At 58.3% G+C, this 13,531-nt stretch carries 13 protein-coding genes; 8 read left to right on the forward strand and 5 right to left on the reverse strand.

Annotation, left to right across the window (positions count from 1 at the left end; translation table 11 throughout):
• Window positions 1–3 precede the first annotated feature (3 nt).
• Window positions 4–942, reverse strand: a complete 939-nt coding sequence (locus I9H09_RS16995) for an aspartyl/asparaginyl beta-hydroxylase domain-containing protein (protein ID WP_054991083.1) — start codon at window positions 940–942, stop codon at window positions 4–6.
• A gap of 176 nt (window positions 943–1,118) precedes the next feature.
• Window positions 1,119–2,093 (reverse strand): cysteine synthase A, encoded by a 975-nt coding sequence (gene cysK, locus I9H09_RS17000; RefSeq protein ID WP_122347438.1) that lies wholly within the window; start codon window positions 2,091–2,093, stop codon window positions 1,119–1,121.
• 127 nt (window positions 2,094–2,220) lie between these two features.
• On the opposite strand from cysK, the gene I9H09_RS17005 reads away from it, so the two are divergent.
• The 4 genes from I9H09_RS17005 to I9H09_RS17020 all read left to right on the forward strand — a co-directional run bounded on the left by I9H09_RS17005 (window position 2,221) and on the right by I9H09_RS17020 (window position 6,446).
• Complete coding sequence (locus I9H09_RS17005; RefSeq protein WP_236502425.1) at window positions 2,221–3,291, forward strand: DUF748 domain-containing protein; 1,071 nt, start codon at window positions 2,221–2,223, stop codon at window positions 3,289–3,291.
• A gap of 177 nt (window positions 3,292–3,468) precedes the next feature.
• Window positions 3,469–4,314 (forward strand): AAA family ATPase, encoded by an 846-nt coding sequence (locus I9H09_RS17010; protein ID WP_005892136.1) that lies wholly within the window; start codon window positions 3,469–3,471, stop codon window positions 4,312–4,314.
• 39 nt (window positions 4,315–4,353) lie between these two features.
• The gene (locus I9H09_RS17015) at window positions 4,354–5,532 is read left to right on the forward strand and encodes a vWA domain-containing protein (protein WP_122323793.1); all 1,179 of its coding nucleotides are present in this window, start codon (window positions 4,354–4,356) and stop codon (window positions 5,530–5,532) included.
• A 197-nt stretch (window positions 5,533–5,729) separates the two neighbouring features.
• Window positions 5,730–6,446, forward strand: a complete 717-nt coding sequence (locus tag I9H09_RS17020) for a WbqC family protein (RefSeq protein WP_005892133.1) — start codon at window positions 5,730–5,732, stop codon at window positions 6,444–6,446.
• Between the two features lie 33 nt (window positions 6,447–6,479).
• On the opposite strand, the gene I9H09_RS17025 is transcribed toward I9H09_RS17020, so the two are convergent.
• The 3 genes from I9H09_RS17025 to I9H09_RS17035 form a co-directional block, all read right to left on the reverse strand.
• Window positions 6,480–7,004, reverse strand: a complete 525-nt coding sequence (locus I9H09_RS17025; protein ID WP_054991085.1) for a DUF2937 family protein — start codon at window positions 7,002–7,004, stop codon at window positions 6,480–6,482.
• A 46-nt stretch (window positions 7,005–7,050) separates the two neighbouring features.
• Window positions 7,051–7,839, reverse strand: a complete 789-nt coding sequence (locus tag I9H09_RS17030; protein WP_024669492.1) for a class II glutamine amidotransferase — start codon at window positions 7,837–7,839, stop codon at window positions 7,051–7,053.
• A gap of 74 nt (window positions 7,840–7,913) precedes the next feature.
• Window positions 7,914–8,390, reverse strand: a complete 477-nt coding sequence (locus I9H09_RS17035) for a hypothetical protein (RefSeq protein ID WP_005892128.1) — start codon at window positions 8,388–8,390, stop codon at window positions 7,914–7,916.
• A 132-nt stretch (window positions 8,391–8,522) separates the two neighbouring features.
• Here I9H09_RS17035 and I9H09_RS17040 point away from each other — a divergent pair, with 132 nt between their 5' ends.
• From I9H09_RS17040 to I9H09_RS17055, 4 genes are all read left to right on the forward strand, one after another.
• On the forward strand, window positions 8,523–10,583 hold the full coding sequence (locus I9H09_RS17040) for a S9 family peptidase (RefSeq protein WP_122346356.1): 2,061 nt from the start codon (window positions 8,523–8,525) through the stop codon (window positions 10,581–10,583).
• A gap of 76 nt (window positions 10,584–10,659) precedes the next feature.
• A complete protein-coding gene (locus I9H09_RS17045) occupies window positions 10,660–11,136 on the forward strand; it encodes a cyclic nucleotide-binding domain-containing protein (RefSeq protein WP_005892125.1) in 477 nt (158 codons plus the stop codon).
• A gap of 67 nt (window positions 11,137–11,203) precedes the next feature.
• Entirely contained in the window at window positions 11,204–11,578 is a 375-nt protein-coding gene (locus I9H09_RS17050; protein ID WP_002552611.1) for a YajD family HNH nuclease, read from the forward strand.
• Between the two features lie 225 nt (window positions 11,579–11,803).
• A complete protein-coding gene (locus I9H09_RS17055; RefSeq protein WP_122323805.1) occupies window positions 11,804–13,525 on the forward strand; it encodes a copper resistance system multicopper oxidase in 1,722 nt (573 codons plus the stop codon).
• Window positions 13,526–13,531: the final 6 nt, after the last annotated feature.

Here is a 13,531-nt window from a genome sequence, read left to right on the forward strand (position 1 = left end):
AGATCAACCGAACAGCCAGTAACCCAGCAATGTCAGTACGAGGACCGCCAACACCGGGCGCAGCACGCGATATGCCTTGGGGTTGGCGCGCTTGAACTGCTTGACCTTGCCACTGAAGCCGTCGCTGAAACGCTTGCTGAACGCATACGCCTGATTGATCCCGCCGACACGCTCGTCATCGAGGTTCTGAGGTGCTGTTGCACGCCCCAGAAACGCACTGACGCCGCGGTTGACGCGCGTCATGAAACGGTTGGTCAGTGGGCGTTCGATATCGCAGAACAGAATCACCCGGGTCTGAGTGGTTTCATTCTTGACCCAATGCACGTAAGTCTCGTCGAACATCACGTCCTGGCCGTCGCGCCACGCGTACTCCTTGCCGTCGACGAAAATCCGGCAGGCATCCGAGTTGGGCGTGGACAGGCCCAGGTGATAACGCAACGAACCGGCAAACGGGTCGCGGTGCGGGTTAAGGTGGCTGTCACCCGGCAACAGCGCAAACATCGCGCCTTTGACGTTGGGAATGCTGTTGACCAGCTCGACAGTCTTCGGGCACAGCGCTTCGGCAGACGGCAACGCCTTGTCGTACCATTTCAGGTAGAAACGCTTCCAGCCCTTCTTGAAGAACGAGCCGAAACCGGCATCGTTGTTCTTCTCGGCCGCACGTATGTAGCCTTCGTCGAACAAGTGCATGGCTTCGTCGCGAATGGTTTCCCAGTTGTCCTTGAGAATGTCGAGTTCAGGAAACTTGCTGCGGTCCAGATACGGTTCGGACGGCACTCTGGAAAACAGGTACATAAGCGCGTTGTAAGGCGCAAACAGTGCCGAATGATTGACGAACTGCCGCAACAAAGGCAGCCGCGCGCGCCCACGCAGGTGAACATATAGCGTGCTGCCGAGAAACAGCATCAGGATCGATGCCTTGGCAACAAATGAAAGGGTCATGAAGCTCTCCTTGAAGCGGGCGAGTAACGCCGAACGTCACGCAGGCAGCAGTGATGCATGATATTGAACAAAGGACCGCAGGCGCCGTGCAGGCAGAGACCCCACCCGGCGACTGGCAAGCTGGCCATCATAAACCCTTGCGTTGCCCGCATGAAGCACACACCTTCGAAGAAGTGTTACTGCGACAACTCCTGCTCGGTGAACAGGTCGCTGAACAGCATGCTTGACAGGTAACGCTCGCCGGAGTCCGGCAAGATCACGACAATCGTTTTGCCCTGCATTTCCGGCTTCTCGGCCAGACGGACGGCAGCCGCCATCGCAGCGCCGCAGGATATACCGCAGAGAATTCCCTCCTCCTGCATCAGACGCCGGGCCATCGCCTTGGACTCCTCGTCGGTCACACGCTCGACCCGATCGACAATCGACAGGTCGAGGTTTTTCGGGATGAAGCCCGCGCCAATCCCCTGAATCTTGTGGGGGCTGGGCGTGATCGCTTCGCCGGCCATCGCCTGGGTGATGATCGGTGAACTGTCCGGTTCGACCGCAACCGAAAGGATCGGCTTGCCTGCGGTGTGTTTGATGTACCGGGAAATGCCAGTGATAGTGCCGCCGGTGCCAACCCCGGCCACCAACACGTCAATGGTGCCGTCGGTGTCGGACCAGATTTCCGGACCGGTGGTTTTCTCATGAATGGCCGGGTTGGCCGGGTTCTCGAATTGCGCAGGCATGAAATACTTTTCGGGACCGCCCGCCAGCAACTCCTCGGCCCTGGCAATTGCACCTTTCATCCCTTTGGCAGCTTCGGTCAGCACCAGCTCAGCGCCCAGCGCCTTGAGCACCTTGCGACGCTCTATACTCATGGAGGCCGGCATGGTCAGCATCAGTTTGTAACCACGGGCGGCAGCTACAAACGCCAGACCGATCCCGGTATTGCCCGACGTGGGTTCGACAATGGTCATGCCGGGCTTGAGCTTGCCGCTGCTTTCGGCGTCCCAGATCATGTTGGCGCCGATACGGCACTTGACGGAATAACCTGGATTACGCCCTTCTATCTTGGCCAGAATCGTGACACCACGCGGCGCGAGACGGTTGATCTGCACCAGTGGCGTATTGCCGATGGAATGGGCGTTATCCGCGTAGATACGACTCATGATGGTGTCCTTGTGCACATCGGTTAAAGACCCAAAGCCTATGCCCCCATCCAATGGGCGTCCAGTCCGACCGAACGTATGACTGCGCGCGCAGTCAATCCTCTCATTGAAACAGGAGACGCATGTCATGAAACGTCGCTACAGCTGGCCGCTATGGACAATGGCCGCCTTGGTCGTCTTGCTGATCGCCATCAATATCGCCCTGCCGTACCTGGTGCGCGACTATCTCAACGACAAGCTCGCCGACATGGGTGATTACCGGGGGCAGATCAGCGACGTGGACCTGGCACTGTGGCGCGGCGCCTACCGGATCAAAGGGCTGAAGATCGTCAAGACCGATGGCAAGGTTCCAGTGCCATTTGTCGATGCGCCCATGATCGAACTGGCTGTCAGCTGGAACTCGCTCTGGAACGATCATGCAGTGGTGGCGAAAGCCTTGTTCACAGACCCGCAGATCAACTTCGTCGACGGCGGCAACAACAAGCAAGCGTCCCAGACCGGTCAGGGCACCGACTGGCGTACCCAACTGGATAAGCTGTTGCCGATCACCCTCAACGAATTGCGAATCAACAATGGACGCGTCACATTCAACAACTTCAATTCGACGCCCAAAGTGAAAATCGACGCTGACCAGGTCAATGCCAGTTTTTACAACCTCACCAACGTGGTGGACGTCGAAGGCAATCGCGATGCCGAGTTCAAGGGCAAGGCGCGCCTGCTGGGCCACGCCGATCTGGAAAGTACGGCCAGGTTCGACCCGTTCAGCAACTTCGAGGATTTCGACTTCCGCCTGCGCGCCACCGGCATCCAGCTCAAGAAGCTCAATGACTTTTCATCGGCCTACGGCAAGTTCGACTTCAACGCCGGTGATGGCGATATTGTGATTGAAGCACAGGCCGATAAAGGCCAGTTGACGGGTTACATCAAGCCCTTGCTGCGCAACGTTGATGTCTTCAACTGGCACCAGGATGTTGAAAACAAGGACAAAGGCATTTTCCGCTCGGTCTGGGAAGCACTTGTCGGCACCAGCGAAACCGTGCTGAAAAACCAGCGCGAGAACCAGTTCGCCACCCGTGTCGACCTCAGCGGCAGCGTCCATCAGCAAGACATCAGCGGCTTCCAGGCCTTTTTGCAGATCCTGCGCAACGCATTTGTCCAGGCGTTTAATGCGCGGTATGAAAATAGCAAGGGCTCCTGAGCAGCGATACAGCGGCGCCATCCAGGCCCGGTCACAGCGTGACGCCCCATTCAAAAACTGAATGAGGCGTCAACGTTCACAGCCATCGGGCAGCCAAGTTATAGTCCTGGCATTGCTTGCTTCTATTACGGTACGCGTGCCAACAGGCCAAGCGCGACCACGCGAAAAGGATGGATCATGAAGTTCGAAGGTACTCCGGCCTACGTTGCCACTGACGATCTCAAGCTGGCGGTCAACGCGGCGATCACGCTGGAGCGTCCGTTGCTGGTCAAGGGTGAGCCTGGCACCGGCAAGACCATGCTGGCCGAACAACTGGCAGAGTCTTTCGGCGCACGGTTGATCACCTGGCACATCAAGTCCACCACCAAGGCGCATCAGGGCCTTTACGAATACGATGCCGTGAGCCGTCTGCGCGACTCGCAGCTGGGCGTCGACAAGGTTCACGATGTGCGCAATTATCTGAAAAAGGGCAAGCTCTGGGAAGCCTTCGAGTCCGAAGAACGGGTAATTCTGCTGATCGACGAGATCGACAAGGCCGATATCGAGTTCCCCAACGACCTGCTGCAGGAACTCGACAAGATGGAGTTCTACGTTTACGAGACCAATGAGACGATCAAGGCAAAGCAGCGCCCGATCATCATCATTACCTCCAACAACGAAAAGGAACTGCCGGACGCTTTCCTGCGCCGCTGCTTCTTCCACTACATCGCCTTCCCGGACCGCGCCACCCTGCAACGCATCGTCGATGTCCATTATCCGGACATCAAGAAAGACCTGGTCAGCGAAGCCCTGGACGTGTTCTTCGATGTGCGCAAAGTGCCAGGTCTGAAGAAGAAACCTTCGACGTCCGAACTGGTGGACTGGCTGAAGTTGTTGATGGCCGACAACATCGGCGAAGCTGTATTGCGCGAGCGCGACCCGACCAAAGCAATTCCGCCACTGGCCGGTGCGCTGGTCAAGAACGAGCAGGATGTGCACCTGTTGGAGCGTCTGGCGTTCATGAGCCGTCGCGGCAATCGTTGATCGCCTTTATCCATCCTGTTACCAAAAAGGGCGACAGCCATGCTGCTCAACCTGTTCAACGAAATGCGTGCGGCCAAGGTGCCAGTGTCCCTGCGCGAGCTTCTGGACCTGATCAACGCCCTGAAACAGCGGGTAATCTTTGCCGACATAGATGAGTTCTACTTTTTGGCGCGCACGATTCTGGTCAAGGACGAGCGTCATTTCGACAAGTTCGATCGCGCCTTCGGTGCGTATTTCAACGGTCTGGAAAAACTCGACGATCATTTGCAGGCGCTTATTCCGGAAGACTGGCTGCGCAAGGAGTTCGAGCGCTCACTGAGCGACGAAGAACGCGCACAGATCCAGTCGCTCGGCGGTCTCGACAAACTCATCGAGGAGTTCAAGAAACGTCTGGAAGAACAGAAAGAACGTCACGCCGGCGGCAACAAATGGATCGGCACCGGTGGCACCAGCCCTTTTGGTTCGGGCGGTTACAATCCGGAAGGCATCCGGGTGGGCGATGCCGGTGAACGCAAGGGCAAGGCTGTCAAGGTCTGGGATCAGCGTGAGTACAAGAACCTCGATGATCAGGTTGAACTGGGCACCCGCAACATCAAGGTCGCGCTGCGTCGTCTGCGCAAATTCGCCCGCCAGGGCGCCGCAGACGAGCTGGATATCGATGGCACCATCGACCACACCGCACGCGACGCAGGCCTTCTGAACATCCAGATGCGCCCCGAGCGACGTAACACCATCAAACTGTTGCTGCTGTTCGACATCGGTGGCTCGATGGACGCACACATCAAGGTATGCGAGGAACTGTTTTCGGCATGCAAGACCGAGTTCAAGCACATGGAGTATTTCTACTTCCATAACTTCATCTATGAATCGGTGTGGAAGAACAACTTGCGCCGCGGCTCTGAGCGGACCTCCACGCAGGACCTGCTGCATAAATATGGCGCAGACTACAAAGTCATTTTCATCGGCGACGCCTCGATGGCGCCCTACGAGATTACCCAGCCTGGGGGCAGTGTCGAACACTGGAACGAAGAGCCGGGTTACGTGTGGATGCAGCGCTTCATGGCCAAGTTCAAGAAGATCATCTGGATTAACCCGTACCCCAAGGATGCTTGGGAGTACACCACTTCCACCCATGTCGTGCGCGATCTGGTTGAAGGTCAGATGTACCCGTTGACCCTGCGCGGGCTGGAAGAAGGCATGCGTTACCTGGCGAAATAACGGCGCATTGACGGTTGTACGGGCCTGGCGGCCAAAGTCCGTACAACCTGTGCATCGGTTCGGCCATTTGCAGAGTCATGAGCTACGCTCACACATTCCAGACACCCCATCAGACGGACATGCGCTGATCGAGTAGACAGTTTTGCAGTAACTCCATCGTTTTGCCTGACCCGCCGTCGCCACGCAGCGGACGACTCATGAACGAAACGCTTGGCATCATGCAGCCTTATTTTTTCCCCTACATCGGCTATTTCCAGCTGATTGCGGCCGTCCAGCGCGGCATTGTCTTTGACATCGTCAAATACAAACGCAAGAGCTGGATGAACCGCAATCGGGTGCTGGACGGCAAAGGTGGCTGGCAACACATCACTGTGCCGGTGTGCGCCAGCGAGGGAACGCTGATCAAGGACGCCACGCTGACCGACCTTGCCATGACGCATCATAAAATCAGGCATCAGCTTGAGCATTACCGGCACAAAGCGCCCTACTTTCAGGAAACCCTGAACCTGATTGACCTGACTCTCGGCACACCGGCCACACACCTGTGCGATATAAATACACGCTCCCTGAAAGTGGTCTGCGATTATCTGGGCATGAATTTCGACTGGGAACGCTGTTCTACGCTGCAGCTTGATCTGCCACCGATAAAGCATGCCGGCCAATGGGCGCTGGAAATCAGCACGCTGCTGGAGGCGCGCCAGTACATCAACGCAGCCGGGGGACGCGACATATTCATCCCTGAAGAATGGCAGGAACGCGGCGTGGAACTGAGGTTTCTCGAACATGCGTCATTCAGTTATTCCACCGGGCCATACACCTTCTTCGAAAACCTCTCGATAGTCGATGTGCTGATGTGGAACGCTCCCGAAACAGTGCTCGCCTATCTGCGTAACGAAACACGGGCAGTCATATGAGCTGCCCGGCAGTGTTGTAACACCTGTCAGCGGTCAGTGACGGTCTCTCGCGAGTTGCGGCTTGCGTCGTCCGCCACTGACCACCCAGCCGAGCAGCAGAACGACGCTTTCAATCGCCAGCGCCAGTAGCAATGCAGTGATGATGCCCCAGGCGATCACTTCCGGAGCCAGCAGGACTTGCCACGTGTAACCGTTGAAGGTTTCGCGACGAATATCCGGATCGGCAGAAGTTGCCACGAAGATGGCCTTGGAGTACCAGGCCCCCTGCAGCCCAAGCCATTGGCGTTCAAGAATGTGAGTACGGGTCATCAAGGTATCGATGTTGTCTGCATCAGCACGAAAAACAGGGTCTTCACTGCTGCGATAGTGCTGAATCAGCGCCTGTATATCACCCTTGAAGAACTGCTGCGCAGTGGCGCTGTAGCCTTTGACCGCCTGTTGCGCCTCGATCAGATGCGCTTCGACACGCTTGCTGTAATCACTGATAAAGCCGGGGATCTGTACCCCGAACAGCAGGCCCGTTGTGAACAGGACCAATCGCAGATAACTTCGCAGCATCAATATCCCTCTTTTCCATTTATCCGGTGTGCCTGGGTAGACACCGTTAAAGCGCTGTTGTCTCGACAGTTCCCTGAACCACGCACTCGCCTTTGCGCCAGAGACTCCACTGACCCGGCTCGTAGCGGTTCCAGTTTTCGTTCTCGGTCAACGGCTCGGTTGCGATGACGGTTACAACATCGTGTGGCGTAGTCTCTGCCTGAAAGTCGACGATCACATCGACGTCCTTCAGCCTGGCAGGACCGAACGGTGCGCGTCGTGTGATATGCGCCAGTTTGGTACTGCAAAAGCAGAACAGCCAGTCGCCGTCGCTCAACAGGCAATTGAACACGCCTTTACGACGGTATTCAGTGCAGGCCTGGATCAGCGATGGCAGTAATTCTTCGATGTCGACCGGCTCCGGAAACGCTTCACGGACACGATTGAGCAAATCACAGAATGCTGCCTCGCTGTCTGTGTCGCCGACCGGCCGATAAAACGTAACGCCAGGCCTGAAGTCCGCCAACTGGCCGTTGTGCGCAAAGCACCAGTTGCGGCCCCAGAGTTCGCGCACGAAAGGATGAGTGTTGGACAGGCTGACCTTGCCGACGTTGGCCTGACGAATATGGCCAATCACGACTTCGCTTTTGATGGGATAACGCTGCACCAGCTGCGCGACTTCGGATTCGCTGCTGGCGGCGGGGTCCTGAAACAGGCGCAGGCCACGTCCTTCGTAGAACGCAATGCCCCAGCCATCGCGATGCGGGCCGGTGCGGCCGCCACGTTGCATCAGCCCGGTAAAGCTGAAAACGATATCGGTCGGGACATTGGCACTCATGCCCAGTAGTTCACACATGCTCAGGTTCTCGCTTCAAGACGTTTGCGGCGGGTCATGCGCCGCACACAGCGGCGCTGCCGGCGAAGCGGGATCTACAACCGCGGCTCTACCCGCGAGCCTCTGGCCGGAGGAAGGGGCGCAGAGGTTCTGCGGGCAAACGAGTCGTCCTCGGCAAACGGTTCGTCAGCGGGGTCTGTTTCGACCGGCTGAGCAACCGGCTGCGGTTGACGCGCCTTGCGGCTGCGTTCGATCGGCCAGCGGATCAGCACAAACAGCAGGTACGCACAGAACGCGAACATGCCATACATGGCCAGATCCGACACGGCGGCCCAGACGTTGCTGCCAACCTTGAACATAAGGTCGAGCGCGGTGATTGCGATGGCCGGAGCCATCGCATCCTTGACAGGGTCGACCATGGTCGGCGTGAACAGCAGCACCGCGACGGCCACCAGCAGCGGCTCCTTGAGATACCGCCACATCCAGCGGGTCATCAGGAACCACACCAGCAGGCAACCCAATGCGGCGAAGGCGTAGACGCTCCAGGCGATCAGATAGTCGTTTTCGGTCATGACGTCCGTGGTAAGGCAGGTAGAGAGGCGCTTATGATAACGGCTTTTGCCTGACGCGGCTTGCCTCGCTTCAGTAATCAGTTCAGCGTGTACCGATATTTTCGTTATCGATGCCTTTACAGAGAGACCAGCATGTCCTTTTCGAATGCAACCTCCAGCGCCCCGATTGCTCGCAAGGCCGACGGCTCCGATCCCTACGCCTGGCTGCAGAATCGCGACACCGACGAGGTGCTCGACTACCTCAAGGCCGAAAACGCCTGGCAGGAACAACAATTGGCGGACCAGGCCGCGCTGCGCGAAAACCTGTTTCAGGAGATCAAGGGCCGTATTCTGGAAACCGATCTGTCGCTGCCCTCCCCTTGGGGGCCGTACCTGTATTACACGCGTACCACCGAAGGCGACGAGTACGCCCGCCACTATCGCTGCCCGCGCCCGGCCGACGATTCCAACACCGTGGATGAAAGTCGCGAAGAGCTGCTGCTGGACCCTAACGCAATGGCCAATGGCGGCTTCTTCTCGCTAGGCGCGTTCAGCATCAGCCCTGACCACCAGCGCCTGGCCTATAGCCTGGACACCAGCGGCGATGAGGTCTATCAGCTGTTCGTCAAGGAACTGAGCACAGGCGAGATCAGCAGCCTGCCATTTGAAAACTGCGACGGCAGCATGACTTGGGCCAACGACAGCCAGACACTGTTTTTCGGCGAACTGGACGACACCCATCGCCCGGGCAAGCTGCATCGCTACACACTTGGCCACGCGTCGGCAGAGTTGGTCTTCGACGAACCGGACGGCCGATTCTTCCTGCACTGCTTCCGTACCAGCTCCGAACGCCAACTGGTCATCCTGCTCAACAGCAAGACCACCAGCGAAGCCTGGGTGCTCGATGCCGACCATCCCGAGCAGGACTTCATTTGTCTCGCGCCACGCGAGGAAGGTCACGAATATTATCCTGATCACGGCCTGCTCGATGGTGTCTGGGGCTGGTTCATCCGCAGCAATCAGAGCGGCATCAACTTCGCGCTGTATCACGCGGCAGAAAAAGCCGATGGCGTACCGGTACGCGATGACTGGCAAACGCTGGTTGCTCACGACGAGCAGGTGATGCTCGAAGGTGTCAGTCTCAACGCGAACGGCATCAGCCTCAGCCTGCGTGAAGGCGGCTTGCCGGTCATCGAGGTGCGCCCGCAGGACCTGCCGGCTTATCGCGTGCAGCTGCCGGACGCTGCCTACAGCCTCTACGTGCAGGACACGCTCGAGTTTGACAGCGACAGAATTCGCCTTCGCTATCAGTCACTGAACCGTCCGGCACAGGTGCGCCAGCTGGCACTGGCGACCGGCGACCAAGTGGTGCTCAAGGAAACCCCGGTGTTGGGCACTTTTGACGCCGACGCCTACGTCAGCCAGCGTTTGTGGGCCACGGCCAGTGACGGTACTCAGGTGCCGATCAGCCTGGTGGTCAAGCGCGAACTGGTCGGCAAGACAACCCCGCTGTACCTGTATGGCTACGGCGCCTACGGCGAAAGCCTCGACCCGTGGTTTTCCCATGCACGCCTGAGCCTGCTGGACCGTGGCGTGGCGTTTGCCATCGCCCATGTGCGCGGCGGCGGCGAACTGGGCGAGGCCTGGTATCGCAACGGCAAGCAGGAACACAAGCAGAACACCTTCGGCGACTTCATTGCCTGCGCCGAACACTTGATCGCTGCAGGGCTCACCAACGCCGAACAGTTGGTGATCAGCGGTGGCAGTGCCGGTGGCCTGCTGATCGGCGCCGTGCTCAATCAGCGCCCCGAGTTGTTCAAGGCGGCCATTGCCGACGTGCCGTTCGTGGATGTACTGAACACCATGCTCGACCCTGAACTGCCCCTGACCGTCACCGAATACGATGAATGGGGCAACCCTCAGGAACCCGACGTTTATGCGCGGATAAAGGCTTACGCGCCGTATGAAAATGTCAGCGCTCAGGCCTACCCGGCCATGCTGGTGATTGCCGGTTACAACGACAGCCGTGTGCAGTACTGGGAGGCCGCCAAATGGGTCGCTCGTTTGCGCGAGCGCAAGACTGACGACAATCTGCTGCTGCTCAAGACCGAACTGGGCGCCGGGCATGGCGGCATGAGCGGTCGCTACCAGGGCCTGCGCGACGTGGCACTGGAGTATGGTTTTATCTTCAAGGTATTGCAGATTTTCGAATGAACTTGGTGTGAAACGCCTGTCTTACTAGGATCGGGGGCAGCGGAGTTGCCCCTTTGTCAGGATTACAAGACCGAACATGTCAGAACCACTGTCCAACCTGAACAACGCCATTCGCGACATGCTGCTGGATTGCGGCCTGTTCGACACACTGCTGCCAGGCGACTTCTTCACCATCGCCGGGTACTTCAGCATCACCGACATCGAGAAAGGCGAAACCATCTTTGCCGAAGGCGATGCCGGGACGTTCATGTGCATCATCCATCAGGGCGCCGTGTCCGTGCAGAAGCTTGCCAGTGATGGCCAGCAGGTGGAAATCGCAGTCTTGCGTCGCGGCCGGGCCTTTGGCGAAATGGCGGTGCTGGATGGCGAACGCCGCTCGGCCAGTTGCATTGCGTCGACCCATTGCCAATTGTTGAATCTGGGGCGCGACTCGCTGGACAAGATGCTCGACGAAGCGCCGAAGATCGCCGCCAAGATCATTCGAGCCCTGGCTATCTCATTGTCCAAGCGTTTGCGCATGGTCGACGGTCAATTACTCTCCCAGCAGGTGTGAGTTTGCCCATGTGGCGCTAAACTTGCCGATATTCCGCTTTCAATGCGCACAACGCACAGGTGACACCATGAGCACGGCCAACCCTCCTTCCCATACTGCCAAGCTGGACCGCATCCTGGCCGACGCCCAGCGCGACCGTGAAATGGGTTATCGCGACAAGGCGCTGCGCATGTACCCCCACGTCTGCGGCCGATGCGCACGTGAATTCGCCGGCAAACGCCTCAGCGAACTGACCGTGCATCACCGTGACCATAATCACGACAACAACCCGCAGGACGGCTCCAACTGGGAGCTGTTGTGCCTGTATTGCCACGATAACGAACATTCGCGTTACACCGACCAGCAATACTTCGCCGACGGCTCGCTGAGCACACCGAAAACCGCCAAGGCCACCCACAACCCGTTCGCCGCACTGGCCGGGCTGATGAAAAAAGACGAATGAATGAGGGGGCAAGCCCAACGCACCCGTCACCGGGCTGACATATATCGAAGTTGCAGCTGACTTGTCAGCGAAGGCAATGGTCTGCACTCGGATACGTTCATGACTGTCCTGCCACGATAGCTCCTGCACCAGCTTCCCTCCTGACTGACCAACATCATCAGAACTCCCCCGAGCAAGCAGCCCGCATGCGGGCCTGCAATGAACAGACTGACCGGATACCCCACCATGCCCACCCGAACTTCAAGACGAACCTTTGTGAAAGGGCTTGCCGCCAGCGGCGTCCTCGGCGGCCTGGGGCTCTGGCGCAGCCCGGCATGGGCGCTCCCGAATCCTGGGCAGCCTGACGGGCTCTCCGGCACCGAGTTCGACCTGACCATCGGCGAAACCCCGGTCAATATCACCGGCAAGGCCAGAACTGCACTGACCATCAATGGCGGCATTCCGGGCCCTCTGTTGCGCTGGCGTGAAGGCGACACTGTCACCCTGAGAGTAAAAAACCGTCTCGACGAAAGCACCTCTATTCACTGGCACGGCATCATCCTGCCCGCCAACATGGATGGCGTTCCGGGGCTGAGTTTTGACGGTATCGCGCCTGATGGCCTGTACGTCTACCGCTTCAAGGTCAGACAAAACGGTACTTATTGGTATCACAGCCACTCGGGCTTTCAGGAGCAATCCGGTGTTTACGGGCCGCTGGTGATCGACGCCAAAGAACCGGAGCCGTTCAGCTACGAGCGCGAACACGTGGTCATGCTCAGTGACTGGACCGATGAAGACCCGGCCCAGGTGATGAAAAAGCTCAAGAAGCAATCGGACTACTACAACAATAACAAGCGCACCGTCGGCGACTTCATCCACGACGTCAGCGAGAAAGGCTGGAGCGCGACCACGTCCGAAAGCACGATGTGGGCAAAGATGGGAATGGACCCGACCGATCTGGCAGACGTCAGCGGCGCGACCTACAGCTACCTGATGAATGGCCAGGCGCCCGACATGAACTGGACCGGGCTGTTCAAAGCCGGCGAACGCATTCGCTTGCGGCTTATCAACGGCTCGTCGATGACTTATTTCGACGTACGTATCCCGGGCCTGAAAATGACCGTGGTCGCCAGCGACGGCCTTTACGTCGAGCCAGTCGTCGTCGACGAATTGCGCATCGCGGTGGCAGAAACCTTCGACGTCATCGTCGAACCGGCTGAAGGCGCTTACACGCTGTTCGCCCAGTCAATGGACCGCACAGGCTATGCCCGCGGCACGCTGACCAGTCAGCCTGGCCTGCAAGCCATCGTCCCGCCCCTGGACCCACGCCCGCTGTTGAGCATGAACGACATCGGCATGGTGGCGATGGATCACAGCAACATGAGCCATGACTCAATGCCGGGCATAGACCATGGCAACATGCCGATGCAGGCAACTCCTGCCCTGCAATCGCACCCGGACAGTGAAAGCGGCAACCCGCTGGTCGATATGCAAGCCGTGACCACCTCGCCGAAGCTTGACGATCCGGGTATCGGTCTCAGGGACAACGGGCGCAAAGTCCTGACCTATGCAGACCTGCGCAGCACGTTCCAGGACCCTGACGGCCGCGAGCCAGGCCGCACTATCGAGCTGCACCTGACCGGACACATGGAGAAATTCGCTTGGTCGTTCAACGGCGTGAAGTTTTCCGACGCTGAACCCATTGCGCTCAAATATGGCGAACGGGTGCGCATCGTGCTGGTCAACGACACGATGATGAACCACCCGATACACCTGCATGGCATGTGGAGCGATCTGGAAGACGAGCACGGGCAGTTCAAGGTGCGCAAACACACCATCGACATGCCGCCCGGCTCACGTCGCACTTATCGCGTCACCGCTGATGTTCTCGGCCGTTGGGCCTATCACTGTCACATGCTGTATCACATGGAAATGGGTATGTTCCGCGAAGTGCGGGTGGAAGAATGAGGATTT

Origin of the sequence: Pseudomonas tremae (genome assembly GCF_023278125.1) — a bacterium.
Taxonomy (GTDB): domain Bacteria; phylum Pseudomonadota; class Gammaproteobacteria; order Pseudomonadales; family Pseudomonadaceae; genus Aquipseudomonas; species Aquipseudomonas tremae.